At 61.7% G+C, this 25,299-nt stretch carries 27 protein-coding genes and 1 tRNA gene; 26 read left to right on the forward strand and 2 right to left on the reverse strand.

All coding sequences use genetic code 11. From position 1 onward, the window contains the following. Positions 1 to 84: 84 nt before the first annotated feature. The 14 genes from hpf (at position 85) to B5D13_RS00540 (ending at position 11,092) form a co-directional block, all read left to right on the forward strand. Positions 85 to 669, forward strand: a complete 585-nt coding sequence (gene hpf, locus B5D13_RS00475; protein WP_078686336.1) for a ribosome hibernation-promoting factor, HPF/YfiA family — start codon at positions 85 to 87, stop codon at positions 667 to 669. 19 nt (positions 670 to 688) lie between these two features. Then, positions 689 to 1,702 carry a DegV family protein gene (locus B5D13_RS00480; RefSeq protein WP_078686337.1) on the forward strand — a complete coding sequence of 338 codons (1,014 nt, stop codon included), beginning with the start codon at positions 689 to 691 and terminating at the stop codon, positions 1,700 to 1,702. 28 nt (positions 1,703 to 1,730) lie between these two features. After that, positions 1,731 to 2,714 carry an NAD(P)-dependent oxidoreductase gene (locus B5D13_RS00485; RefSeq protein WP_078686338.1) on the forward strand — a complete coding sequence of 328 codons (984 nt, stop codon included), beginning with the start codon at positions 1,731 to 1,733 and terminating at the stop codon, positions 2,712 to 2,714. A 2-nt stretch (positions 2,715 to 2,716) separates the two neighbouring features. Next, the gene (locus B5D13_RS00490) at positions 2,717 to 3,145 is read left to right on the forward strand and encodes a hypothetical protein (protein ID WP_234970610.1); all 429 of its coding nucleotides are present in this window, start codon (positions 2,717 to 2,719) and stop codon (positions 3,143 to 3,145) included. Between the two features lie 9 nt (positions 3,146 to 3,154). Beyond that, positions 3,155 to 3,931: an NYN domain-containing protein gene (locus tag B5D13_RS00495; RefSeq protein WP_078686339.1), complete on the forward strand. Its 777-nt coding sequence runs from the start codon at positions 3,155 to 3,157 to the stop codon at positions 3,929 to 3,931. 18 nt (positions 3,932 to 3,949) lie between these two features. Beyond that, positions 3,950 to 4,525, forward strand: coding sequence for a hypothetical protein (locus B5D13_RS00500; protein WP_078686340.1), 576 nt, complete (start codon positions 3,950 to 3,952; stop codon positions 4,523 to 4,525). Positions 4,526 to 4,690: 165 nt separating this feature from the next. Further along, positions 4,691 to 5,776 (forward strand): putative sulfate/molybdate transporter, encoded by a 1,086-nt coding sequence (locus B5D13_RS00505; protein WP_234970611.1) that lies wholly within the window; start codon positions 4,691 to 4,693, stop codon positions 5,774 to 5,776. An 82-nt stretch (positions 5,777 to 5,858) separates the two neighbouring features. After that, entirely contained in the window at positions 5,859 to 7,049 is a 1,191-nt protein-coding gene (locus tag B5D13_RS00510; protein ID WP_078686341.1) for a purine-nucleoside phosphorylase, read from the forward strand. Positions 7,050 to 7,195: 146 nt separating this feature from the next. Continuing rightward, positions 7,196 to 7,271 (forward strand) — tRNA-Thr (locus B5D13_RS00515). Between the two features lie 299 nt (positions 7,272 to 7,570). Continuing rightward, the gene (locus B5D13_RS00520) at positions 7,571 to 8,218 is read left to right on the forward strand and encodes a diguanylate cyclase family protein (RefSeq protein ID WP_078686342.1); all 648 of its coding nucleotides are present in this window, start codon (positions 7,571 to 7,573) and stop codon (positions 8,216 to 8,218) included. 3 nt (positions 8,219 to 8,221) lie between these two features. Next, on the forward strand, positions 8,222 to 8,914 hold the full coding sequence (locus tag B5D13_RS00525) for an energy-coupling factor transporter transmembrane component T family protein (RefSeq protein ID WP_078686343.1): 693 nt from the start codon (positions 8,222 to 8,224) through the stop codon (positions 8,912 to 8,914). Continuing rightward, positions 8,878 to 9,501 carry an energy-coupling factor ABC transporter ATP-binding protein gene (locus B5D13_RS00530; RefSeq protein ID WP_143327716.1) on the forward strand — a complete coding sequence of 208 codons (624 nt, stop codon included), beginning with the start codon at positions 8,878 to 8,880 and terminating at the stop codon, positions 9,499 to 9,501. Before B5D13_RS00525 ends, B5D13_RS00530 begins: the two co-directional genes overlap by 37 nt. Beyond that, a complete protein-coding gene (locus tag B5D13_RS00535) occupies positions 9,501 to 10,322 on the forward strand; it encodes an energy-coupling factor ABC transporter ATP-binding protein (RefSeq protein ID WP_078686345.1) in 822 nt (273 codons plus the stop codon). Before B5D13_RS00530 ends, B5D13_RS00535 begins: the two co-directional genes overlap by 1 nt. 197 nt (positions 10,323 to 10,519) lie before the next feature. Beyond that, the gene (locus B5D13_RS00540) at positions 10,520 to 11,092 is read left to right on the forward strand and encodes a xanthine phosphoribosyltransferase (RefSeq protein WP_078686346.1); all 573 of its coding nucleotides are present in this window, start codon (positions 10,520 to 10,522) and stop codon (positions 11,090 to 11,092) included. Between the two features lie 154 nt (positions 11,093 to 11,246). On the opposite strand, the gene B5D13_RS00545 is transcribed toward B5D13_RS00540, so the two are convergent. Next, the gene (locus tag B5D13_RS00545; RefSeq protein ID WP_078686347.1) at positions 11,247 to 11,567 is read right to left on the reverse strand and encodes a hypothetical protein; all 321 of its coding nucleotides are present in this window, start codon (positions 11,565 to 11,567) and stop codon (positions 11,247 to 11,249) included. A gap of 194 nt (positions 11,568 to 11,761) precedes the next feature. On the opposite strand from B5D13_RS00545, the gene B5D13_RS00550 reads away from it, so the two are divergent. The 8 genes from B5D13_RS00550 (at position 11,762) to B5D13_RS00585 (ending at position 20,374) form a co-directional block, all read left to right on the forward strand. After that, positions 11,762 to 14,119: a sensor domain-containing phosphodiesterase gene (locus B5D13_RS00550; RefSeq protein ID WP_159443952.1), complete on the forward strand. Its 2,358-nt coding sequence runs from the start codon at positions 11,762 to 11,764 to the stop codon at positions 14,117 to 14,119. Between the two features lie 123 nt (positions 14,120 to 14,242). Beyond that, entirely contained in the window at positions 14,243 to 15,223 is a 981-nt protein-coding gene (locus B5D13_RS00555; RefSeq protein WP_078686349.1) for a glutamate ABC transporter substrate-binding protein, read from the forward strand. Between the two features lie 162 nt (positions 15,224 to 15,385). Next, a complete protein-coding gene (locus B5D13_RS00560) occupies positions 15,386 to 16,045 on the forward strand; it encodes an amino acid ABC transporter permease (protein WP_078686350.1) in 660 nt (219 codons plus the stop codon). Continuing rightward, on the forward strand, positions 16,042 to 16,887 hold the full coding sequence (locus B5D13_RS00565) for an amino acid ABC transporter permease (RefSeq protein ID WP_078686351.1): 846 nt from the start codon (positions 16,042 to 16,044) through the stop codon (positions 16,885 to 16,887). The genes B5D13_RS00560 and B5D13_RS00565 overlap by 4 nt, the downstream gene beginning before the upstream one ends. A 19-nt stretch (positions 16,888 to 16,906) precedes the next feature. Next, positions 16,907 to 17,665 carry an amino acid ABC transporter ATP-binding protein gene (locus B5D13_RS00570; RefSeq protein WP_078686352.1) on the forward strand — a complete coding sequence of 253 codons (759 nt, stop codon included), beginning with the start codon at positions 16,907 to 16,909 and terminating at the stop codon, positions 17,663 to 17,665. Positions 17,666 to 17,937: 272 nt separating this feature from the next. Then, a complete protein-coding gene (locus tag B5D13_RS00575) occupies positions 17,938 to 18,987 on the forward strand; it encodes an inorganic phosphate transporter (protein ID WP_078686353.1) in 1,050 nt (349 codons plus the stop codon). Between the two features lie 36 nt (positions 18,988 to 19,023). Beyond that, the gene (locus B5D13_RS00580; protein ID WP_078686354.1) at positions 19,024 to 19,644 is read left to right on the forward strand and encodes a DUF47 domain-containing protein; all 621 of its coding nucleotides are present in this window, start codon (positions 19,024 to 19,026) and stop codon (positions 19,642 to 19,644) included. 73 nt (positions 19,645 to 19,717) lie between these two features. Further along, positions 19,718 to 20,374, forward strand: coding sequence for a 4'-phosphopantetheinyl transferase family protein (locus B5D13_RS00585; protein ID WP_078686355.1), 657 nt, complete (start codon positions 19,718 to 19,720; stop codon positions 20,372 to 20,374). Here B5D13_RS00585 and B5D13_RS00590 read toward each other — a convergent pair. Continuing rightward, positions 20,371 to 21,423, reverse strand: a complete 1,053-nt coding sequence (locus tag B5D13_RS00590; protein WP_078686356.1) for a threonine aldolase family protein — start codon at positions 21,421 to 21,423, stop codon at positions 20,371 to 20,373. The two genes, B5D13_RS00585 and B5D13_RS00590, sit on opposite strands and share 4 nt — an antisense overlap. 193 nt (positions 21,424 to 21,616) lie before the next feature. Between B5D13_RS00590 and nadA the strand changes: the two genes are divergently transcribed. Genes nadA through B5D13_RS00610 form a run of 4 tightly spaced genes read left to right on the forward strand, consistent with a single transcriptional unit; the run spans position 21,617 to position 25,188 of the window. Further along, positions 21,617 to 22,537 (forward strand): quinolinate synthase NadA, encoded by a 921-nt coding sequence (nadA, locus tag B5D13_RS00595; protein WP_180363864.1) that lies wholly within the window; start codon positions 21,617 to 21,619, stop codon positions 22,535 to 22,537. Continuing rightward, entirely contained in the window at positions 22,538 to 23,755 is a 1,218-nt protein-coding gene (locus B5D13_RS00600) for an L-aspartate oxidase (protein WP_078686358.1), read from the forward strand. Beyond that, entirely contained in the window at positions 23,752 to 24,630 is an 879-nt protein-coding gene (gene nadC / locus B5D13_RS00605; RefSeq protein WP_078686359.1) for a carboxylating nicotinate-nucleotide diphosphorylase, read from the forward strand. The genes B5D13_RS00600 and nadC overlap by 4 nt, the downstream gene beginning before the upstream one ends. A gap of 18 nt (positions 24,631 to 24,648) precedes the next feature. Further along, positions 24,649 to 25,188: a transcription repressor NadR gene (locus tag B5D13_RS00610; protein ID WP_078686360.1), complete on the forward strand. Its 540-nt coding sequence runs from the start codon at positions 24,649 to 24,651 to the stop codon at positions 25,186 to 25,188. The last annotated feature ends 111 nt before the right edge of the window (positions 25,189 to 25,299 follow it).

A 25,299-nucleotide genomic window follows, 5' to 3' on the forward strand; every position in this document is an offset into this window, starting at 1 on the left:
GAAGAATGATTTAGTGGCAAGAGAATGGGTATGAGAAGAACGCGCAGCTCCTAACGGAGGAAAACGCGAGTTTAGGAGGAACCTATGGTAGACATCAAGATCTCAGGGCGTAAGGTCTCGGTTACCGATTCCATGCGCGAGCATGTGAACGAGAAGATCGGCGAAGCCCTTAAGGTATTTGACATCAAGCCTATGTCCTGCGACGTGGTTCTGCGTGTTGACAGAAAGCGCACTGATCCCGACCGCAAGAAGTGCGAGGTCACCGTCTACGTTCGCGACAATGTCGTTCGCGTCGAGGCCTCCGACAACGACATGTACGGCGCAATCGACACCGCCGCCATCAAGGTCAGTCGCCAGCTCCGCAAGTACAAGACGCGCATCATCGACCACAAGCACCACTCCGCTCGCGAAGACGTCAGAATCTCCCTTGAGCCCGTCGCGGACCTGGCCGAGCTGATTGACGACGAGGACGACGCCCTCGTCCGCGAGAAGTTCGTCGACCTCAGGCCCATGAGCGAGGAGGAGGCCCTGGTCCAGACCGACCTGCTCGGTCACGATTTCTATGTTTTCGAAAATGCGGCCACTGGTCTCATCAACGTAATCTATCACCGTCATAATGGGGGTTACGGAATCATCAAGCCCAAGTTCGAGTTTGAGGACGAGGCTTAAAGCACATTAAGGACAGTTAATGGGTCAAGGCAATCCCACAACTGATGAGTCTCAGGTTTCGGCCGGCGCCAGTGGCGCCGGCCGCGCCTATCATCAGAAGAGCAATGTAAAGATCATCGTCGACTCCACCGCTGACTACGCCCCCGAGGTCGTTCGTCAGCTCGGCGTCGAGGTCATCCCGTTCACCTACGTCACGCCCGAGGGCGAGAAGGTGGACGACATGTGGCAGACGTCCGATCCGCATGAGTTCTACGAGCACATGCGCAAGAACCCGGACGAGCACTACACCACCTGCGCCGTCACTCCCGGTCGCTACTTCGACGTGTTCGAGCGTGCGGCCAAGGAGGGCGTCCCGACCATCTACATGGGCCTTACCGAGGGACTTTCCTCCTCCATCAACTCGGCGCGCCAGGCTGCGGAGATGATCCGCGAGAAGTACCCGGACTTTGAGATCTACGTTCTGGACAACAAGGTTGACTCCGCCGCTGGCGAGCTTCTGGCGATTGAGGTCGTCCACCAGGCCGAGAGCGGCCTTTCCGCGCGGGAGCTGTTCGAGTGGGCGGAGGACGCCCGCAACTTCATCCACGGCTACTTCACCCTGGACAGCTTCGACGCGCTCGCGGCGGGCGGGCGCATTCCTCCCGCGGCGGCGACCGTGGGCGGCAAGCTCGACATCAAGCCCGAGCTCTCGTACGACCTCAACGGCGCGCTGACGCTGCGTGGCATGTGCCGCGGCCGCAAGAAGGCGCTCAAGGCCATCATGCAGGACTTCCGCGACAACTACGCTCATGACCCCTCGCTTCCCCTTGCCATCGTCTCGACGGATGCCGAGAAGGACGCGGACTGGCTTGAGCGCGAGGTCCGCAAGGAGAAGGGCTGCGAGGACGTTGCAATCATCCGCAGCACCGTTTCGCCCATCCTGGGCTCCCACGTGGGCCCCGGCATGGTCGCCCTCGTGTTCTGGGGCGTCGACCGTCGCGAGAAGATCTCTCTGACCGACCGCATCGCCCGCAAGGTCAAGCGCGGCGAGTAGCGCGACTAGCAGAAAAGGACTTGATCTTATGGCAGTAGTGCGCGTGCATGACGTTGCGTTCATCGGCACCGGCATCATGGGTGCCCCCATCTGCGAGCACATCATGGAGGCCGGCTATTCGCTGACCGTCTACAACCGAAGCAAGGAGAAGGCCGAGCATCTCATCGAGAAGGGTGCCGCGTGGGCCGATTCTCCCGCGGCGGCTGCGGCCAAGGCCGACGTCGTCTTCACCATGCTAGGCTTTCCCGATGACGTCGAGGAGGTCTACTTCGGCAAGAACGGCCTGCTCGAGGGCAGCAAGAAGGGCGCGTGGCTCGTCGACCTGACCACCAGCGCGCCCGAGCTTGCACGTGAGCTCCATGACGCGGCCGAGGTCATGGACAAGCACTCGTTCGACTGCCCCGTCACCGGCGGCCAGTCGGGTGCCCAGGACGGCACGCTGACCCTCATGGTTGGCGCCGACGAGCAGTCGACGGCGATCCTCAGGCCTTTGCTCGAGTCCTTCTCGTCCAAGATCTACTACTTCGGCAAGGCTGGCGACGGCCAGGCGGCCAAGCTCTGCAACCAGGTCTCCCTGGCCTCCTGTATGGTCGGCTACGCCGACGCGCTTGCGCTGGCGAAGCAGTCCGGCCTTGACCTTGACCAGATCGTCGACGTGATGTGCGACGGCATGGGCGGCTCGGTGGCGATGGAGCGCCTGGCGCCCAAGTCCGTGGAGGGCGACTTCCGACCGGGCTTCCTGTCCGAGCACATGCGCAAGGACATCGCGCTCGCGCTGCGCCACGCCGAGGACCTCGACCTGAAGCTCCCCGGCGCAGAGACCGCGTTCAACCTGTATGACGTGCTGTGCCAGATCGGCGGAAAGCGTCTGGGCACCCAGGCCATCTCCGTCCTCTACGAGGACGAGGCCGAGGCGGCCGCGGCGGGGCTTGACTGGTCCCTTATCGAGCCTGCGGCCGATGACGCGCACGAGCACCACCACTGTCACCATCACCATCACGGGGAGGAGTAGACTTGGTCGCTTTCTCGATGGCAATCGTCGCAATTCTCCTCTTGCTCTTCGGCATCATCCTTGGCGTGCGAATTGGTGGCGAGCTGGCTCGCTCGTGCGTGACCAAGAAGGAATATTGGACTGCCAACCTCAAGATCATTGGGGTTGGCGTCGTTGTATCTGCAATCGTCTCCGCAACGGGCTGGATCATGCTCGCGGGCATTCCCGTTGGTGGCATGGCTGGGGCCATCGCGGCGCTCAAGATGGACTTCGGCGAGAGCGTCGGTCCCTGGAAGTTCCACGACACCTTCTTCAGGGTCAACAAGGACCAGGTCAGGCGCGCAGGCAACGCCAACGCCGAAGCCGTTCGCCGCGCGCGTCGCGACGGCACTCCCGAGCCTGAGATCATCAGCGTCCAAGATGATGCGGATGACGCGAACAAAGGAGAATAGGAGGGGCGCATGAGCGAGAACAGCCAAAGCTCCCTTGCGGTCCTAATTGACTATGAGAACCTTGCCCTGGGAACGGGCAAGAGGAAGAGGAACGGCCACCAGGAGCCTGGTCCCAGGCCGGACGTGAAGCGCATCCTGGAGCGTCTGGTTGACAAGGGGAGGATCGCCGCGAAGCGCGCGTATTGCGACTGGCAGCGCTTCGATGACGCCATCACGCCCCTGCACGAGCTCGGAATCGAGCTAATCGAGATCCCCGACAGGGCGTTTACCGGCAAGAACTCGGCCGACATCCGTCTCTCGGTCGACGCGATGGAGATGGCGCTCACAAAGGAGCACATCGACACCTTCGCGATTCTCTCGGGGGACTCGGACTTCTCGCCGCTCGTTGCCAAGCTCAAGGAGTTTGGCAAGACGGTCATCGGTGTGGGCATGAAGCAGGCCACGAGCTCGCTTCTGACCGAGGTCTGCGACGAGTTCATCTTCTACGAGGACATCGTTTCCGCCGGCGGCGTGCCGGACTTCTCGCCCAAGGTGTCCAAGGACAAGCACCCTTGCTACAAGCTCCTGTTCGAGACTATTGACGCCCTCCAGGGCGAGAGCGACTCCGCGATCCTGGCATCGCGCCTGAAGGACACCATGAAGCGCAAGCGTCCGCAGTTCAGCGAGAGGAGCTATGGCTACCGCTCGTTCTCGATGCTCCTGCGCGAGGCATCCAAGCTTGGTTTTATCGACATCCACCAGGACCCCAAGAGCGGAACCGTCATGGTGGACGGTTTCTGCGAATAGCACTGAGAAAGGAACGACATGGCAGAAGACAGCAACAGGGAAGAGCAGGCGCTCTCCGCGCTTATGGACCAGCTTGCGGGCTCCAACCGCCGTCGTCGCCAGGAGGCGGCGCGACTTGTCGCGGCGATTGCCGCGGCCAGCCCCGACCAGCTTCTTGACTACACCGACGATCTGCTCGAGGCGCTCGAGCGTCCCGAGGCCCAGACCCGTTGGCAGGTGCTCGACACCCTCACTCTCATGGCTGCGGTAGACAGCGACAAGGTCGCGGAGGCCTTCGACGGTGCGGAGGCATCGCTGTTTGACGACAGCTCCGCCGCGGTGCGCCTGTCTGCCTTCAAGTTCCTCGCGCGCCTTGGTGCCTCCTCGCCCGAGAACGCGGACAAGGTCTGGCCGCTGCTCGACGAGGCGATTCAGTGCTACCACGGCGACCCCGAGTACCACGACATGCTCGTGGCGCTCCTGGACTTCGCCAAGGGCTCCATCTCGCCCGCCGTGGCCTCGGCGCTCCGCGACCGCGTCGCATTCGACGCGGAGAACGGACACGGATACGTCAAGGGCTTCTCCGCGGAGATTATCGCGGCCCTCGCGGAGTAGCGTCTGACCGTCGGGGTAGGTTCAGAACCTGTTAAGCGATGACCGTTCCTCGTGGCACTTACCGCCGCGCAGGTCGTGCCCGCATCGTTTGTAGTAGCATTTTTTCAGCATGTGTTAGTGAGTAAGCGTATGTCTTGCAGGGCAGGACATTTGGAGGTAGGTATCATGGCGGAGCCCAACACTCCCGATAACGATGAGCTCGAGACGAACGAGGTCGAGACCGTCGACCAGGACGCTTCTATCGATGAGAAGGACGAGCAGTCCTCCGTCGAGGCTGATTCGACCAAGGAGGAGTCGCCTTCCAAGAAGGATGATGACTCCAAGAAGGATCAGCCCAAGAAGAAGGAGAAGAGGAGCAAGAAGAACCGCGAGCGCAAGCAGGCCGAGGCCTCGAAGTCCAAGCCCAAGCCGGTCAAGATGCGCTCCGGCCTCTCCACGCCTATCTGGGTCGTCATCGCCCTGGTCTGCGCCATCGCGGGTGGGCTCATCGGCCACTTTGCGTTTGGCGGCGCCTCGGGTTCCGCGCTGAGCGGCAGGACCTCCGTCTCCGAGGGTGAGCTCGACACCACCATCGCAACCTACACCTACAACGGCCAGACCACCTCGGTCTCCATTCGCGACGTCATCAATGCCTCCTCCACGCTCGAGGCCTCCAAAAACGATGATGGAACGTACAAGATTCCCTCGGCCGACAACGCGCTCTCCTACGTCCGCAACGAGATCGTGATGAAGGAGGCCGAGAACCGCGGCATCAACGTTTCTGACGACGACGTCGCGGCCTACGCCGAGGAGACCCTTGGCTCCAGCGACTTCGACAGCATCGCGTCCAGCTACAACATGGACTCCGATACCGTCAAGAGCCTCATCAGGGACTCCGCCACGATGAAGGCCCTTCGCGACCAGGTGGTCACCACGCAGAGCGCCACTGCGCCTACCGCTCCCACGCAGCCCGCTGACGGCAACACCGAGGCCACGTCTGCCGATTACGCCAAGTACATCATCGATCTCGCCGGCGACGAGTGGGATGCCCAGAACAACACCTGGAAGTCGACGGACGGCGTCTACGCCTCCGCGCTCTCGAGTTACACGATCACCAACGACTCCGCGTCCTACGCTGCCGCACAGGCCGCCTACTATGTTGCCTACCAGCAGTACTCCACGACGCAGTCTGCCGTTTCCAGCGAGTGGACCGACTTCGTCAACGGCCTCCTCTGCAACGGCAACGTCACGCTCTCCTCGCTCGTTGCCTAGGCAATGGCCTGAGCGATAACCGGTGCCTATCATGGGGCGGGACCACGTGTCCCGCCCCTTTTCTTACGTGTGGAGGTAGCCAATGCGAGTGATTGTCAGCGAGTGCCTGCGAGGAACGGCGTGTCGCTACGATGGGGGAGCCAAGCCGGTCGATGCCGTGCAGGAGCTATGTCAGAAGGTGGACGTGGTCGGCGTCTGCCCCGAGCTTGCCAGCGGCCTTCCCGTGCCGCGACCGCCCGCGGAGCAGCGTGACGGGCGCGTGTGGCTCAAGGGTGGCACCGACGTCACACGGGAGTTCGAGGCTGGATCCCAGAGGTCGCTCCTCAAGGCTCGGGCCTCTGGCGCCCGACTTGCCGTCCTCAAGGCGAAAAGTCCCTCGTGCGGGGTACATGTCATCTACGATGGGACCTATACAGGACAGTTGACCAAGGGGGAGGGTGTCTTTGCCCGTCTCCTTGAGAATGAGGGGGTCTGCGTGGTAACCGAGGACATCGTTAAGAGCTGCAAGCCTTCCGTCGAGCACCCTATTGCCATCGTGCTGGGAACGGGATTGGGACAGCTGGCCTCTCTGGTCAAGCCCGTGCGCCGCATTGACTATCATGACATCAAGGGCTTCCCGCGGGATGCGCGACCGGTTCCCGGGCACAAGTTCGAGGCGACCATAGGCACCATCGACGACGTTCCCGTAGTGGTTTATCCTGGGCGCCCTCACCTTTACCAAGGCTACTCTGCTTCCGAGGTCACGTCCCTGGTGCGTCACGCGCATTCGCTCGGCTGCAGGGACATCATCTTCAGCTGCGCAACGGGCTATATCGCCGGGAACGCCAAGGCGGGCCTCGGAATCCTGGCCGACCAGATCAACCTCACGGGCGTCAATCCCCTTGCGGACTGGGACGAGGTCCGAGAGGTCGACAGCCCCTTCGTCGACATGACGGATGCCTATGCGCCCTATCTGCGCGCTGTCGCGCGAGGCGTTGCGGACGATCTGGGGATAGAGATCGACGAGGGCGTCTATTGTGGCGTGCTTGGACCGACGTTCGAGACCAAGGCAGAGGCCAACATGATGCGCGTGATGGGTGTCTCGTACGTCGGCATGTCGACGGCGAACGAGGTCATCATGGCTCGCGCGTTGGGCATGAACGTGCTTGGCCTGACCCTGGCCGCCAACGAGAGCGGTGCCGACACGGTCACTCACGAGGAGGTCCTTCAGAAGGCCGCCGCAAAGGCGGATGACTTCGAGCGGCTAGTCCGGGGTATCATCCACATGCTGTAGGGAACGGCTGCGCCGTACTTGCGATCGAGCCAATCGCAGGAGTCCGAGCGGCGTATGTGGAAGTTATTAAAGAAGATGCCAACTTTTGCTTGAGTGAGGGAACGACTTCGATTAATATCTATTCCGCTGCGCAAGCAGTTGGAGTCGCCAGCATAGCTCAGTTGGTAGAGCACCGCTCTCGTAAAGCGGGGGTCATCAGTTCAAGTCTGATTGCTGGCTCCAGTGTTGACCTCAGGCCGGGACACATCGTGTCCCGGCCTTTTTCTTTGCGAGCGAGCACGATTCCTGTCGACCGTCTCAGGCATGCGCCGTGCGGGCAATTGCTGCGCCCCTGGTCAGTTTGCGAGTCCGAGCGCATAACGACTTGATATGGTGCTCCTCTATTAACGGCCCATGCGACATGAGGACATGAGGCCGAAACGCGCGCATCCCAACATAAAAAACAAGCATCACGACATGACGTATGGCACCTGGTCGTGATGGAACAAATTGTCAGGATTTGCTTGCGAGGAGGTCGTCATATGGGCAGCGCAGCAGTTGGAATGGGCGGAACCATTCCCACGGAAGACAAGAAGAGCGTCTGGGTGATGGAGAAGGGCGAGGTTCGCAAGCCCGGGCTCGCACATTTCGTCATGATGGCCCTCTTCTCTGGCGTCGGCGTTGTGGTCGGTGCGTTTGGAAGCATGGCGGTGTCGCTTGGTCCCGTCTCGGCGTTCTGGCCCGGACAGGCGATCCAGAGCGTGGGAACCATTTGGTATGGCGGATGGGGTGCGCTTGCGGGATCGCTCTTCCCGCTCATTGCGAACTCCATCGCGGGGTCCGCGGCACTTCCGATCTCAATCGCATACATTCCCGGCAACTTCGCCCAGTCCGTCATCGGTGCCCTTGCATTCCGCAAGTTTGACTGTGACCCGCGCCTTCGAAGCGCGAAGGATTGGGTTGTCTTCCTCGTCTTCGGCGTCTTCCTCGCAAATGCCGTGGGCGCGTTCGAGGGCGTGTGCGTACTCTATCTCTTTGGGATGGTTACCGTCGACATCATTCCGGTGAGCTTTGTGGGCTGGTGGCTTGGAAACTCCATTGCGTCGGCCATTCTTGGCGTCATCATGCTCAAGTTCCTGAGCCCGCTCGTGCTGAAGACGAAGACGTTCTGCAAGAAGATGTGGGCATAGGCGATGGCGGCGGAAAACGTCGTCGGAACGGTCCATGGCGCCAGCTCGTTCACCGGTACCGAACGCGCACGCTCGGCGGAACGTCGCCGTGAAGTCCCGAGGATGTGCAAGACGGTCCTGGGCTTCGTTCCCACGCAATCCCCGGTCTATGCGTTTCACCCAACAACCAGGCTTGTCTACTATCTCTTCATGAGCATTTTGCCGCTCGTGTTTCAGACTCCCGAGCTTGAGTTGCTGCTGATGGGCGTCTCGCTGGGGCTGTATCTCTGGAGTGGCGTCCCCCTCAAGAACCTGAGGGTGTATGTCAGGATGATGGTCCTCGTCCTGTGCTTTATCAGCTTCTCCTACATTGCCTTTCCCTCCGTTGCGGCAGGAGAGGTGCCGCTCGCAATCGGCCCGCTCCACGTGTTCCGGAGCTCGCTGCTGAGGGGCCTACTGATATACACTCGCGTCCTCGCACTTCTCTTTGCGACGATCGTCTACTTCTCCACCAACAGGGAGAGGGACGTCTTGGTGTCGTTTCGCTGCCTGCACGTCCCGTTTGTGGTGAGCTACTTCATCGGCCTCGTCCTTCGCAGTGCCGGAACGTTCCTCGATGACTACGCCGTCGTCAAGGAGGCCGAAAAGGCGCGAATGGCCTTGCCGACCTGGCAGGCATCGTGTTCTCTGACCCAGATTCCCAGTTCACGACCATGAGCGTCATGGAGGAAATTGCCTTTGGCCTGGAGAACCTTGGGGTAAAGGTGGATGAGATCGGAAGAAGGATTGAGTGGGTGGCGGGCCTTTGCCACCTGGAGGACCTTCTTGATAAGCCTCCCTTTGACCTGTCCGGTGGCCAGAAGCAGCGCGTGGCAATCGCCTCCGTTCTCGCCACGAAGCCGCGGATGATCATCCTCGACGAGCCCACCAGCATGTTGGACCCAAAGAGCAAGGACGAGGTGTTCGACATTCTAAAGACGATCAAGCGTGACCTGAGCATGACCGTGATCGTCGTAGAGCACAACATCGAGAAGATTGCCGAGCTTGCGGACGAGGTGGTCCTGATGGGTGACGGAAAGATCTTGAGCCACGCCTCGACCCCCGAGTTCTTTAGGAACGCGGCCCTCTTGGAAGAGAGCGGGCTCCAAATCCCCGAGACCATTCGGCTTGAATACGACCTGTACAAGAAGCTGGGCATCGATCGCGTTGCGCCCGTGAGGTTCGACGAGGCCATAGTCGAGATAAAGGCACTTCTCCGCGCCGGGATGCCGACGTCGCGCGATGCCGTCCGGGAGGCAATCTGATGGGCGAGAAGATCGTTGAGATAATGGACCTGACGTTCGCGTACCCAGATGGTACCGTAGCTTTGGAGAACATCAATCTGAGCCTGGAGAGGGGGTCGATCACCGCCCTTATCGGGCAGAATGGCTGTGGGAAGACCACGCTGTCCAAGCTCGTGAACGGGATTCTCAGGCCAACGAGTGGGTCCATCGTCGTCGGAGGGCTTGACGTCTCTGGTGGATGCCCGATCAAGGACCTTGTTCTCAACATTGGGTATGTATTCCAAAACCCCGACCACCAGCTGTTTAACAGCACCGTCTACGACGAGATCGCGTATGCCCCGCGCAACGTCGGCCTTGGGGGCGAAGAGGTCGACTCTCGCGTCAGGGAGGCTGCGAGGATTTCCGGAGTGAGCGAGAGCCTGTTCGAGGAGTCTCCCATGCTGCTCTCGCGTGGTCTTCGCCAGAGGGTCGCGATTGCCTCCATTCTTTCGCTCAGGCCCAAGCTCATCATCGTCGACGAGCCGACAACTGGCCAGGACCGCTCCCAGTCGCTTGAGGTCATGGAGTTCCTCAAGGGGCTCAACGAGACGGCGGGAAACAGCATCCTCATCATCACCCACGAGATGGACATTGTTGCCCAGTACGCGAGCAGGATTATCGTCATGAAGCGTGGGGCAATCTTGATGAGCGGAACACCAGCCGAGGTGTTCTCGAGACCGGACCTGCTGATGGAGGGGTTCGTAAAGCCGCCTCTGGCCACCCGGGTCGCCCAGGCTCTTGATCCTTCGGGGGCGAAGGGCGCCGTTATCAACTACGAGGGCCTTCTTTCGGCATTCGCATGACACGGAGGCAGTCCTCTTGGCGCACCGGAGGTACTCTTCGTCGATTTGACGTGGACTTTTTTTGTTCTGCAGTAACCTAATCTTTTCGGAAATGAAACGGTGCGATAGTTGTCCTTATTAACTAGTCGGCATGGCTGTATGTTTGATGCCCGATAGTTTTGACGCACCTGTAGGTCACCTCGGCGACGGAGTCCATTTTGAAGAAGCTAGAAGAGCGCATTCTGAGCGATGCACAGGTCCTCTCTGACGAAATTCTTAAGGTCGGCAGCTTTCTGAACCAGGAGATCGATACCGACCTCCTCCAAGAGATGGCTCAGGAGATCGCCGACATCTACAAGGACTGTGGCGTCAACAAGGTCATGACTATTGAGGCGAGCGGCATTGCCATCGCCGTTGCCGTCGGCATGGCTATGGGCGTGCCCGTAGTGTTTGCCAAGAAGCACAAGACGAGCAACCTGGACGGCGGCGTCTACTCGACCGTCGTCCATTCGTTTACCCACAACACGGACTACTCCGTGATGATCAGCCGTGACTACCTTACGGCGGACGACCGCGTCCTTCTGGTCGACGACTTCCTCGCTAGGGGCAAGGCCATGCGCGGCCTTATGGACCTGTGCGACCAGGCGGGCGCCACCAAGGTCGGCGCTGCCATTCAGATTGAGAAGTGCTTTGGCGGCGCGGGTGACGAGCTGCGCTCCGAGGGCTTCCGCGTCGAGTCCCTGGCAATGATCGAGTCGATGGGGAAGGACAAGATCACCTTCCGCTCGTAGCCTGGCCACATCGAAGGGCGTCTGACCTATGGCGCTTCATCCCGAATGACTTACTGCAGAGACCCCGGAGCGCTTGCGCTCCGGGGTCTTTTTGTTTGGGCGCTTCTCGGCGCCTTGGCGTGTCGGGGGATTGGGCGCCTGTTCGAGTCGTCCGCTACCCCTGGTCAGAAAAGCGATCGGGACGGTTGTAGAAACGGGTCATCGAGGCGTTTGCATGTTCGCTGACCTGCTTCTGAACCCAAGCGTCGCGCACTTGCGTTATGGCGAGCATCTCGTCGGCTATGTCTGCCGGGTTCGTGGGGCGCGCCTGCCTGAGGTAGGCGCACATCTTGCGCATGGCTTCCTCGCTCCTGAGCTCGCCGGCCATCACCTGCGCGAGCTCTTCGGGAAATCCCAGCTCGACCGTGGCCGTCACCAATGCGGCGAACGCCGAGATCCTGCCTCGGTCGTATGAATCCGTCGGTCTCGTTGTCATCTTCGGCTCGCCTTTCGCCGTCTCTTCTTGGCTGCGACATACAGTGTAGGCAACCGGTTGCCGTCTGCCGAAAATGACTTGCAGAATAATGCGACCGCGTGGACAAATGTGGTAGTCAATGTGCCCTTTGGCTCATATAATTCAATTTACTGCACTATCTGATGCCCTCTCTTGCGTCGTTGGTGGGTGACGTCATGGGGATGCTGGTCAGGCACAAGTACCGCATTCTGTCCGTGGTGCTCATGCTCACCGCGGCCTTCCTCGCACTATGCTTCTGGTTCGAGAACTCCCACATGATGCAGATCTCGAACAATGCCGTCACCCTTCAGAAGAGCTTTCTGAAAGAGACGGTCAACAACGTCATTCGCGACATCGATAACGAGCGAGAAACTCGCAATGCCTACTATTTGCAGATTCTCTCGGGCATGAGCCATGGGCTCGATGCCGCCATGGCCGATTCGCCCGACCAGCAGACGTTCTGTGACACGGTGAACGGCTTCTTTGGACGCGACTCAGATGTGAACGTATCGCATGTCGTGGTCGACCTTAAGACGGGACAGGTCCTCTGCGACGAGGACAAGGTTCTTTCGGACGGCTATTCGTCCGTTGACGGCCTGCATCGGGAGTTTGAGGTCTGCCTTGACTTCCGCCGCGGTGACTACATGCTAGTCTTCGGCCTCTCACGCAAGACGGCCGAGCGCCTGCTGGCAGGCAGCCTCCACGATCGCCTGCATCGCTACGTGTTCGACGATCAGAGCTACATCTGGGTCAATGCGGTGGTCAACTTCGATGGGGGAGACGACTACGCCATACGCCTCATCCACCCCTACCTTTCCGACACGGAGGGCATGCTCCTCTCGACAAACATGACCGACGCCGTGGGGGACACGCCCTACCTGACCGAGCTCGAGGGCATAAAGGAGCACGGGGAGCTGTTCAGCTCGTACTACTTCCAGCGCCCGCAGGACGGCCAGCCCGCGCGTAAGATCACCTACTCGAAGCTGTATCGCGACTACGGCTGGATCATCTCGATGGGCTCCTACTACGAGGACATCGAGGGGGAGGTGAACGAGGGCGCCGCCTATATGGGGCCGCTGCGGGTCGATGTTTTGATCGTTGTCCTTCTGGCCGTGTACTTCGTCGTCGTGGCAGCCCTTCTGGTGCTGTTCTACAACGACCGCGCGAAGTCTCGCTCGCTCATACAGAACATGCAGCGCCTCTTGGCGATCGACGCGGCCACAGGCGCGAACTCGCGCCGCTACCTCGAGAGGGCGCTGGACCAGGACCTCGAGCGCTGCCGTAGGGGAGAGCGGCCCGCGCTTATCATGCTGATGGATATCGATGACTTCCACGGGCACCTGCATCACGGGAGCAAGTCCCACGACATCATTCTCAACGAGGTCTCGACTGCCTGCTCGAAGCTCCTGCGCAACGACGACTGCCTTGCGCACTACGATGCCGATCTGTTCTTCTTCGTTCTACATGAAGATGTGCCCGAGCAGGCACATGAGGTGTTCGCTCACATCCAGAAGGCAATCTCGGACATCCCCAGTGACGTCCTTGGGTTCGAGAATGACCTAACCGTCTCGGCGGGCGCCTCGTGCGTCTCGTCTTCCGACACGTCCTTCAAAGAGGTTGTCGAGCGGTGCGAGCGAGCGGTCGAAGTCGCCAAGGACGAGGGTGAGAACAACCTGGCAATCTTCCTCAAGGGCTCGGCGGAACCCTCCCTGGTCCAGAGTGCCCGGTCGTTCCAGAAGGGCGTGTACCTGTGCGAACATCTTGCGGAGGCAATACGGGACGAGAGGATCAAGGTCTACTATCAGCCAATCATACGCGCGAAGACCGAGCGAGTCTGTTGCGAGGAGGCCCTCTCGCGTTGGGATGACGAGCGCTACGGCTTCATGTCTCCCGGCGTGTTCGTTCCGCTCCTCGAGCAGGCACGCCTTATCTATCTGCTTGACCTTTATGTCGTGGAGCGTGTGCTGAAGGACTTCGCCGTCTGCCGTGCCGCCGGCACGAGCCTGATCCCGGTGTCGATCAACCTCTCGCGCTACGACTTTGAGGAATGCGACATGGTTGAGGCCGTGTCCGAGCTTTGCGATCGCTACGGTATCGATCGGCGCCTGCTGGTCATTGAGGTTACCGAGTCCGCGCTCGCCGCAGACGAAGAGGCTATGGGCGAGGCCATCAAGCGCTTCCACGACGCGGGCTTCAGCGTGTGGATGGATGACTTTGGCTCGGGCTTCTCTTCCCTCGAGATTCTGCGTAAGTTCGACTTTGACTTGATAAAGCTCGACATGAGCTTCGTCCTCGAGGACTTTTCGAGCGAGAAGAACCTGGCCATCCTTCAGAACTCTATCAACATGGCCCACGACCTTGGAATTGAGGCCCTTTCCGAGGGGGTCGAGCAGCGGGAACAGGCCGACCGTCTGCGCGCCATGGGCATCGATCGCATGCAGGGATACCTGTACGACTCCCCGCGCGACCTTGGGTACATACTCACACGGGCAAGAACGCGGACGGGGCTCCCGTTCGAGGGAGAAAGCCGGTAGGGGCCTGCGCATTATTTCGCTCGAGGAAAATAGTCGGGTTCTTCTGACTACGTATTGCGAGCAATTGGGTAGGATTCATCCAAACGAGCATACAGACCTATCGTTCCAGGGAAAGGGATAGCCATGTCTTACAACCCGCTCGAGAAGATCGTCCTCAATAGGCGCCAGGCCATCACCCTGGGCCTCGGCAGCGTTGCTGCTTTGGGCCTCGCCGCCTGCGACACCAGCGCCCCCGCGCCCGATGACTCCGACGGCGCCAAGTCTGACGCCTCCTCCAGCGACATCGACGCCGCGGCATTTGACAAGCTGGTTGCGGAGGGCAAGGTCGCGGACGACGCGACGATCAACGCAAGCGAGTGGGCGGCCAAGGTCAAGGCTGCCGGCACCCTGCGCGTCGGTGGCGTCGAGACCTCTACGCTCTTCTCGCTTCGCAACGCCGACGACAACACGCTACGTGGCTTCGACGCTGGCCTCTACCAGCTTCTGACCCGCTACATCCTGGGCGACGAGAAGAAGTTCGAGCTGACCAAGGTCACCTCGGACACGCGCGAGTCCGTCCTCACCAACGACACCGTCGACGCTGTCTTCGCGACCTACTCCATCAACGACAAGCGCAAGGAGGTCATCTCCTTCGCTGGTCCGTACTACAGCTCGCAGCAGGCGATTCTTGTCGCAGAGGGCAACGACGACATCAAGGGTCTCGATGACCTCGCCGGCAAGAGCGTCGCCGTCCAGTCCGGCTCGACCGGACCCGAGATCGTGGCCGAGTACGCCCCTGAGGCTAAGACCCAGGAGTTCAGCACTGACGAGGAGGCGCGCTCCGCACTCGAGCAGGGTCGCGTCGACGCCTACGTCATCGACCAGACGATGCAGATGGGTGCCATCGTCAAGAACCCGGGCAAGTACAAGATCGTCGGTGACCCCTTTGGTCCCGAGGATCCCTATGGCGTCGGCCTGCCCAAGGACTCCGATGGCGTCGACTTCGTCAACGACTTCCTGAAGCAGGTCGAGGATGACGGCACCTGGGCCAAGCTCTGGAAGATTGCCATTGGCGACCGAACCAACCTCGAGTCGGCTCCCGAGCCTCCCGCGATTGGCGCATAAGGTCGACTTTTCGCGTGCAAGCCAGCCTCTTGGTTACGTTGTTGTTCCATTGAGACTTTCTTGCGGCATCGCATAAGCTTTTGAAGTTATCGTACATAGCGTGCAACCCTGGGGACCCCCGTACGTACGGCACGGGGGTCCCTCTTTCCCCGGGAGGTGAAAATGGGGCTCCAGGAGCTTCTCTCCACATATGGCGACATGTACGTCCAGGCACTGCTTGTGACGTGGCGCATGACCGCCATCGCGTTCGCGGGTGCCATGCTGCTCGCCCTGCTGGTAACCGTCGCACGCGTCTCGCCAATCAAGCCGCTGCGTAAGTTGGGCGACCTCTACGTCCAGATCTTCAGAAACATCCCCGGCGTCTCTCTTCTGATCATCTGCGTGTATGCGCTTCCGCACCTCAAGGTCGTTCTAGACTATGGCGTCTGCGTCATTCTCACCACGACACTCGTTGCGTCGGCCTTTGGCTCCGAGAATTTCATGTCGGGCATCAACACCATCGGCGTGGGACAGGTCGAGGCCGCTCGTTCGCTCGGCCTCTCGTTCGGGCAGATCCTCAGGCAGGTCGTCATCCCGCAGGCACTGCGCTCTGCGGTCCTTCCCATGACCAACCTTCTGATTGCCGTCATGCTCACCACGGCTTTGGGCTCGCAGGTTCCCCTTGATCCTCCCGAGCTCACCGGGTTGGTCTCGTACATCAATACGCGCTCCGTCGGTGGCATCCTGGCGTTCTTCATTTCCGCCATCGGCTACGCGGGCACCGCGTTTGCCATCGGCATCGTCGGCAACCAGATTGACAAGAGAGTGAGGATTCTGCGATGAGCGCAAACGTCATCTCCATGCGCGACGCGCTCTACGAGGAGCCGGGTCCCAAGACCAGGCGTCGCATCCTCGTGGGAACCATCGTGGCATCCATCGCCGTCGCCGCGCTCTTCGTATTCGTCGCGTGGCGCTTCTACGTCACGGGTCAGCTTTCGCCGAAGTACTGGTCGTTCTTCACCAAGGTATCGACCTGGCGCTACCTCGGACAGGGCCTTCTGGGCACGTTCCAGGTTGCGCTCACTGCGGGAGCCATCTCGCTGGTGCTGGGCGTGCTGTTCATGCTGGGGCGCATCAGCAGGAACAAGGTCGGGTCGGCCATTTTCCGCGTGGTCGTCAACTTCTTCCGCGGCATCCCGAGCCTTCTTCTGATCTACTTCTTCTTCCTCGTCATCCCGAGCTATGGCATCAAGATGCCTGCGTTCTGGATGCTCGCGCTGCCCATCTCGCTGACGGCCTCCGGCGTCCTTGCCGAGGTCTTTCGCGCGGGCGTCAACGCGGTTCCCAAGGGCCAGCGCGAGGCGGCGCTCTCGCTGGGCATGAGCGAGGGCAAGGTCATGCGCAAGATCATCCTGCCGCAGGCCATCCGCTTCGTCATTCCCTCGCTCATCTCGCAGCTGGTGGTTGTCGTGAAGGACACCACGGTCGCCTACGTCGTGAGCTTCCCCGACATGCTGCAGAACGCGCGCGTCCTCATCACCAACTACGATGCTTTGGTCTCCACCTACTTCGTGGTCGCCATCATCTACATCCTAATCAACTACGCGATCAACCAGGCTTCTGTTGCCGTCGCCCGTCGTTCGGGCGCCAAGGTTATCGCACGTACCGAGGAAGAGCCCGTCTAGGGCCCCAGAATGGAGAGACATGTCTAACGAGGCCCAGGGCATGCGCCCGATCATCGAGCTCTCTCACGTAGAGAAGCACTTTGGCAAGCTTCACGTCCTTAAGGACATCAACCTGTCCGTCCAGAAGGGTGAGGTCGTCGTCCTCATCGGCCCCTCGGGCTCGGGAAAGTCGACGCTCTGCCGCACCATCAACAGGCTCGAGACCATCGACTCGGGCTCCATCCGTATCGACGGCGAGCTCCTGCCCGAGGAGGGCAAGGAGCTTGCCAAGCTGCGCTCCGAGGTCGGCATGGTGTTCCAGTCGTTCAACCTCTTTGCGCACAAGACCATCCTGCAGAACGTGACCATGGGCCCCATCGAGGTCCTTCACACCCCTAAGGCCCAGGCCGAGGCGGAGGCCATGGAGCTCCTGCGTCGCGTGGGTGTCGCCGAGCAGGCCAACAAGGTCCCCGCCCAGCTCTCCGGTGGCCAGCAGCAGCGTGTGGCCATCGCCCGCTCGCTCGCCATGCACCCCAAGGCGATGCTCTTCGACGAGCCGACCTCGGCCCTCGATCCCGAGATGATCAACGAGGTCCTGGATGTCATGGTCGAGCTCGCGCAGGAGGGCATGACCATGGTCGTCGTCACGCACGAGATGAGGTTTGCCCGCAGCGTCGCCAACCGCGTGGTCTTCATGGCGGACGGCACCATCATCGAGCAGGGAGACCCAGACGAGTTCTTCGACAACCCCCAATCCAATCGAGCCAAGGAGTTCCTCAACTCCATCAAGGGGCACTAGCACCTTCCGGCGGAGGTCCGCCGTCTTTGGCGAATCGCGTTCGTCTGACTGGCGCGGACTCGTTGCGCCGGCACAAGGTCGGGGAGAAGGACATAGGTCCTTCTCCCCGTTTCTTATCTACAGAGAGCGCTTCTTCGAGGGATGCGTCGCAAGGAGATGGCGTTTGTTTGTCCCTAGAGCCGAGCGCAGAGCGAAATAGTGCTTTTGTCTTGCCGCGCGACGGGTACAAGAGTGATGTGTACGTTTTCGCGCACATTCCGAAGGGGGGAGCCTTGATCACCCTTGCAGGATTTCTGCAGATGCTCTCAGTGAACCCGTTTCTGACGGTTGTCATCGTCCTCGTCCTGGGGACCATCTTCGTCAACGGAGCCACGGACGCCGCCAATGCCATTGCCGAGTCCGTGGGCACAAGGTCCATTAGTGTTAATGCTGCCATCGCCATGAGCGTTGCCATGAACTTCATCGGTCTCGTGGCCATGACCGCGATCTCGACCGCGGTGGCCGACACCATGAGCGGCATGGTCGACTTTGGAGGCGACTCGCATGCCGCGATGATCGCCCTCGCCGCTGCCACGGTAGGCATCGTCGTCTGGGGCCTGGGCGCCTGGGCCTTCGGCATTCCCACCAGTGAGAGCCACGCCCTGATTGCCGGCCTGACCGGCGCCGCGCTCGCCGTCCATGGTGGGCTTGAGGGCGTGAACATGGGCGAGTGGATGAAGGTCGTCTACGGTCTGGTGCTCTCGACCCTGATGGGCTTTGGCGCCGGCTGGCTTTTTGCCCGGATCATCCAGGTCGCATGCAAGAACGCGAACCGCCTCGCGGCGGACGAGGCGTTCGGCAAGCTCCAGGTGGTAGGCTCGGCCTTCGTCGCGCTCATGCACGGCGCCCAGGATGGCCAGAAGTTCATGTCGACAGCCATGCTTGCAATCGCCCTCTCCGCAGACATGAGCGTCGCCGAAATGGGTGGCTTCCCCCTGTGGATCGAGATTCTGTGCGCGGCCACCATGGCCATCGGAACAGGCGTGGGCGGCAAGCGCATCATCAAGAAGGTCGGAACCGAGATGGTGCAGCTCGAGAAGTACCAGGGGTTCTCGGCCTCCGTCAGCGCGACGATATCGCTTCTTGTCGCGACGCTCACGGGCCTTCCCGTCTCGACGACCCACGCCAAGACCGCGGCCATCATGGGTGCGGGTGCCGCGAAGAACGTGCGCTCGGTCAACTGGGGCGTTGCCAAGGAGATGGTCTATACCTGGCTGTTCACGTTCCCCGGCTGTGGAGTCATCGGCTTCGCGCTGGCGAAGCTCTTCCTTCTCGTCTTCTAGTTTCCCCGACGTCCCGTCTTCCATCGGAGGTCAAGTATGGCACGAATCAAGAAAGAGGACATCTTCTATACCCTGCTCAAAGAGTTTGCCGACCACATCGTCGAGGCTTCGAACGAGTACGAGCGCATCATCCACGACTATCCCGAGACGTTCGCGCGCATCCCCCAGATGAAGGTGTACGAGAGCGAGTGCGACCACAAGGTGAAGCGCATCATGAAGGAGCTCTACGCCTCGTTCATCACGCCCATCGAGCGCGAGGACATATCGGAGCTCACCCTCAAGCTGGACGACATCGTGGACGACATGAACGGCGTCGTGCTGCGCTTAGACCTCTTCAACATCCAGGACATGCGCGACGAGGCGCTCCAGCTTGCGGGGCTCACCACGCGCTGCGTAGAGAAGGTGCATCAGATGGTATACGCGCTGCCCAACTACAAGAAGGACCTAACGGTGATGGAGCTGGCCCATGACATCTCGACAATCGAGGACGAGGGCGATGCCGTCTACGCGACCGCCGTGAGGCGCCTGTTCCGCGACGAGGAGAACGGCCGCACTTCCGTCACCTGGCTGCGCGTGTTCGACCGCATGGAGGGCGTGCTTGACGCCTGCGACAGGGCTGCCGGTGTCGTGCGCTACGTCGTGATGAAGAGCGCTTAGGCGCCCTCGCGAACCGTCGGCCGTCCATCCCATACAATGGCATTGGACGATTTCGCTTGGTGAGGGGGGCGTGGTGGAGAAGGTCGTGGTCTACATGCTCGACGGCCGCCTTCTGGAGGGAAGGGCCGACGAGTGCCGTGACGTCATTCCCTCGCGCCACGCGACGCGCTCCCTTTTTGGCACGCGTTACAGCAGGCTCGAGGCCCTCGCATCTGGCTTGTTGCTTCGCGCCCTTCTGGGCGTGCTTGACGAGGACCGGCTTCGCAGGGGCGCGCATGGCAAGCCCTATCTGGAGGGCGGCCCCGAGTTCAACCTGACCAATGACTGCGGGTGGGCGGCTATGGCTGTCTCGGACGAGCCCGTGGGCGTCGACCTGGAGGAGGTTCCCTCACGCTATCGTGACGGCATCGAGGGGCTGGTGGCTCGCAGGTACTTCGACGCCGAGGAGCTACGGCTGATCGGAGGCGCGTCGACGCGCGAGGGGCTGCGTGCGTGGGCGCGCGCCTGGACGCGGCGGGAGGCCATCCTCAAGGCGGCGGGCACGGGATTCGCGACCGACCCAAGCGCCTCTCCCGAGGTGCTTGAGGGGTGGCATCTGGAGCAGCGCGACTTGGGCGACCGCGTTCTTGCCGTGGCGGCGCCATCCCCGTTCGAGCTGGATGTGATGGAGCCCGACGCGTCGGCACTTCTTGACGGCGTGCTTGCGGGGCGGGGCGAGCCTCGTCCCTAGGAAAGTGTCTTCGCGAGTGCCAGCAGCTCGTCCACGTCGGCCCGCCCCGTCGCCCAGCTGCACACGAAGCGGATGACCTTGCGCCCGTCGTCGAGCGCGTAGAAGGTCTCGCAGCCGGACGCACTCTCGAACGCCTCCTGCTGCTCGGGTGTGACGGTGAAGAACTGCTGGTTGGAGTCGGAGCACCCGTAGGGCTCGAACCCCAGGGCGACGAGTCCGTCTCGCAGTGCGAGGGCGCAGTCGTTGGCGCCTCTCGCCAGCGTCCAGTACGGCGCCTCGCCGGTCTGGGCATCGGGCGTGAAGGCCGCCTCGAACTGAACGCCCAGAAGGCGTCCCTTGGCCATCAGGCCGCCACGCTCCTTCTGGAGGAAGGGGAAGGACTCGCGCAGCTCGTCGTCCATGATCACCATGGCCTCGCCAAAGAGCATGCCGTTCTTGGTTCCCCCCAGGTAGAATGCCTCGACGCGCGAGGCGATGTAGGGAAGCGTGAGGTCGTTTGCGGGACTCGTGAGCGCGGACGCTAGGCGGGCGCCGTCCAGGAACACCTTGAGGCCGTGGCCGTGGGCCCAGTCGACGATGGCGTCGAACCTGTCACGCGTCCAGACGCCGCCGATTTCGGTCGTGTCGGTGATGTACACGACCTTGGGGAGCGTCATGTGGCGCCCGGTTGAAGTCTGGAACCGGAAGACCTTCTCGGCCTCTTCGGGAGAAAGGAAGCCGTCGGTGTCCTGGGTGGGGAGCACGGTGCGGCCCGTCGCCGCGATGGCACCGGTCTCGTGGACGTTGATGTGGCCGTCCTTGGTGCAGATGACGCCCTCCCAGTCGCGCAGCATGCCGGTCACCCCGATCACGTTTGCGCTCGTGCCTCCCAGACAGAACTCGACCATCGCATCGGGCTGCTGGCAGGCCTCGCGAATGAGCTCGCGAGCGTGCTCGCAGTGGGGGTCGCCCTCGGTGTAGCCCACGCACTGCTCCTCGTTGGTGTCAATCAGGGCCTTGAGGATCTGTGGGGCGGCGCCCTCTGAGTAGTCGTTGCGGAACATGCGCATGGTCTCTTCCAATCTGTCGGGTCACACAAATGTACAGCGAAGCATGCGCATCCGGAGTCGGACAATGTAGTTTGAAACCCCAAGGAAGCCAAACGCAGAACTGTCTTGTCAGATGTTAAGACAGAGCGCATACTGTCTCCCAGGAATCGTAGGCGCGGCGCCGTCGCGCCCGAGGAAGGGGAGAGACCCACCTATGGAAATGGCCGAGATCGCCAGACGCATCGCCGAACTAAAGCGCGAAAAGGATGCCGTCGTGCTTGCCCACTACTACGTGCCCGCGGAGACCCAGGCACTTGCGGATTACGTCGGCGACTCGTTCTATCTTGCGCGTCTTGCGAAGACGCTGGAGAGCCGCACCATCGTGCTCTGCGGCGTGTCGTTCATGGCGGAGAGCGTGAAGCTGCTCAACCCGGGTCGCACGGTCCTCATGCCCGAGCCTGCGGCGGATTGCCCTATGGCGCACATGGTGCAGAAGGCTGACGTTGACCGCGTAAGGGAGCGGTACGACGACCTCGCCGTGGTCGCCTACGTCAACACCACGGCCGAGATCAAGCGTTGGGCAGACGTCTGCGTGACTTCCTCCAACGCCATCAAGGTCGTGAGCGAGCTTCCGCAGCACAACATCCTGTTCATTCCCGACATGAACCTCGGTCGCTACGTGGCCGAGCAGGTGCCCCAGAAGAACGTCATCCTGAACCGCGGCTACTGCCCCACGCACAACCGCATCGCGCCGGCAGAGGTCGAGGCCCTCGAGGCCGAGCATCCCGAGGCCGAGGTCCTGGCGCATCCCGAATGCCCGCAGGACGTGCTGTGGGAGGCCGACTACATCGGCTCGACCAAGCAGATCATCGAGCACATCGCGGCGAGCGACAAGAAGGAGTTCATCGTTCTGACGGTCGTGGGGGTGGCGGCCGAGATCGAGCGCCTGACCCAGGGCCAGGGCAAGACCATCCACTTCCCCGCGACGAGGCCCGTTTGCCCCAACATGGCGATGGTCACGGCCCAAAAGCTGCTGGAATGTCTCGAGAGGGGCACGGGCCAGATGGAGCTGCCCGAGGATCCCGACCGCGCCAACGCGCCTCTTGAGCGCATGCTCGAATTGGCGGCGAGGTAGATGGGGAAGCAAGAGGAGTGCCGCGAGGGGCAGCGCGAGCTATCCCAGCTGACCAGCGACGTCGTCATCGTCGGCTGCGGCGTGGCGGGGCTGTATGCGGCAATCAACCTGCCGCGTGCACTCAAGGTCACCCTGATCTGCAAGGAGGACGTCGAGAGCTGCGACTCGATGCTGGCCCAGGGTGGTATCTGCGTCATGCGCGACCATGACGACTACGACTACTGGTTCGACGACACGATGCGTGCCGGTCATGACGAGTGCCGCGTCGAGAGCGTCGACAAGATGATCTGGGAGTCGCGCGGCATCATCAACGACCTCGTTCGTCTGGGCGTTCAGTTCGACTTGAATGCCTCCGGCGACGACTTTGACTACACGCGCGAGGGTGCGCACAGCCGTCCGCGCATCCTGCACAACGCAGACATCACCGGCAAGGAGATCACCACGACCCTGCTCGAGCGTGTGCGGGAGCTCAGAAACGTTACCATCTGCGAGCACACGACCATGGTTGACCTCGTGGAGAAGGACGGGTCCTGCCAGGGCATAGAGGTTGAGCTGCCAGGGGGAGAGCACGAACTTCTCCTTTGCCATGACACGATTCTGGCATGCGGAGGCGTGGGAGGCCTGTACGACCGCTCGACAAACTTCCCCTGCCTGACCGGTGACGGCTGCCGCATCGCCGAGGGGCACGGGGTCGAGCTCGAGCACATGGACTACGTGCAGATTCATCCCACGTCGCTCTACACCAAGAAGCCCGGTCGCGCGTTCCTGATCTCGGAGTCGTGTCGCGGGGAGGGCGCCATCCTGATCGACGCCCAGGGCAAGCGCTTCGTGGACGAGCTTCTGCCGCGTGACGTCGTCTCAAACGCCATCCACAAGAAGATGGCAGAGGAGGGCTCCGACTACGTGCGCCTCTCGTTCGAAAACGTCTCGCGCGGGGAGATTCTCACTCACTTCCACAACATCTGGCAGCATTGCCTGCAGGAGGGCTACGACATCACCAGGGAGCCCATTCCCGTTGTGCCCGCCCAGCACTACCTTATGGGCGGCATCCACGTCGACCAGCACTCCAAGACCACCATGGACCACCTCTACGCCGCGGGCGAGACCAGCTGCAACGGCGTGCACGGCAAGAATCGACTGGCCAGCAACTCGCTGCTCGAGAGCCTTGTCTTCTCGCGCGAGGCGGCCCGCGACATCGTCAGGGGGAGACACGCATGAATTCGGTAACGCTCAAGCTTCAGGCCGAGCCGCTGATTCTTTCGGCGCTCCAGGAGGACATCACGAGTGAGGACGTCTCGACCGCCGCGGTCGTTGGCGAGGAGGCTCGCGGCCACGTTCACCTGATCGCCAAGCAGGACGGCGTCATCTGCGGCCTGGACGTGTTTGCCCGCACCTTCGAGCTGCTTGACTCCGAGGCGAGCTGCGAGTTCGCGGTGGCCGAGGGCGACGACGTCACCTCCGGCCAAGAGCTGGGGGTCGTTCGCGCCCGCGTGCGCGCGCTGCTTTCCGGCGAGCGTGTCGCACTAAACTACCTGCAGCGCATGAGTGGCATCGCGACGATGGCGCGTCGCGTGTCACGCCTGTTCGAGGGCACCAAGACCCGCCTGGTTGACACGCGCAAGACCACGCCCAACATGCGCGTGTTCGAGAAGGAGGCCGTCCGCGTGGGCGGCGCGAGCAACCATCGCTACAACCTGTCCGACGGCGTGATGCTGAAGGACAACCACATCGACGCGGCCGGTGGCATCGCGCCTGCCATAGAGGCGGCTCGCTCCTACGCGTCCTTCGTGCGAAAAGTCGAGGTCGAGGTCGAGACCCTCGACCAGGTGCGCGAGGCCGTGTCCGCTGGCGCCGACATCATCATGCTCGACAACATGGACCTGCCTACGATGCGCGAGGCGATGGGCGTCATCGACGGTGCGGCCGAGGTCGAGGTCTCGGGCAACGTCGACGAGGCCAAGGCGGCCACCCTGGTCGACCTTGGCGTGGACATCGTCTCGTCCGGCGCGCTCACGCACTCCGCCCCGATCCTGGATCTGTCCCTCAAGCACCTTACGGTCGACGAGCCCGGCGCCGCGGCGTGCGGACGCTAGCGAGGAGGGGAGGGCTGCATGACGGGGGAAGAGCGTAGGGAGAAGATCGTGGCCCTTCTCGGCGCCGCGGACGGTGCCCTGTCTGGCGGCGACCTTGCCCAGGAGCTTGGCGTGAGCAGGCAGGTCATCGTTCAGGACATCGCCCTTATTCGTCGCGAGGGCGTCGAGATCGACTCGACGCATCGCGGCTACGTCCTGTCCAGGCGCGACGTGCCGCGCCGCGCGTTCAAGGTCCGCCATCGCGAGGACCAGGTGCAGGAGGAGCTCGACCTGATCGTCGACCTGGGCGGAACCGTCGAGGACGTCGTGGTCAACCATCGCACCTACGGTGTGATCAGCGTTCCGCTCAACGTTTCGAGCCGCCGCGACGTCGCCCGCTACCTGGCCGACATCGCGACGAGCAAGTCGACTCCGCTCTCGCGCATCACGTCGGGCTACCACTTCCACCATGTGACGGCCGCCTCGGAGGAGATTCTGGACGAGGTCGCGGCGGCCCTCAAGGAGCACGGCTTTTTGGTCGAGCGCCTTCCCTACGAGGTCAGCTCGGACCTCAACTAGGGCCGGGGAGCTCGCTCTGATTCGCGCTCGTCGAGAGACGTGTGTGGCGTGCTTGGGTAGCTGATGTTTCGACCGTGTCTCGCGTGGTGGAGCTTTTTTCCGTGAGTAGTA

Origin of the sequence: Olsenella sp. KH1P3, assembly GCF_900167315.1 — a bacterium.
In the GTDB taxonomy this organism is placed as follows: Bacteria; Actinomycetota; Coriobacteriia; order Coriobacteriales; family Atopobiaceae; genus Olsenella_J; species Olsenella_J umbonata_A.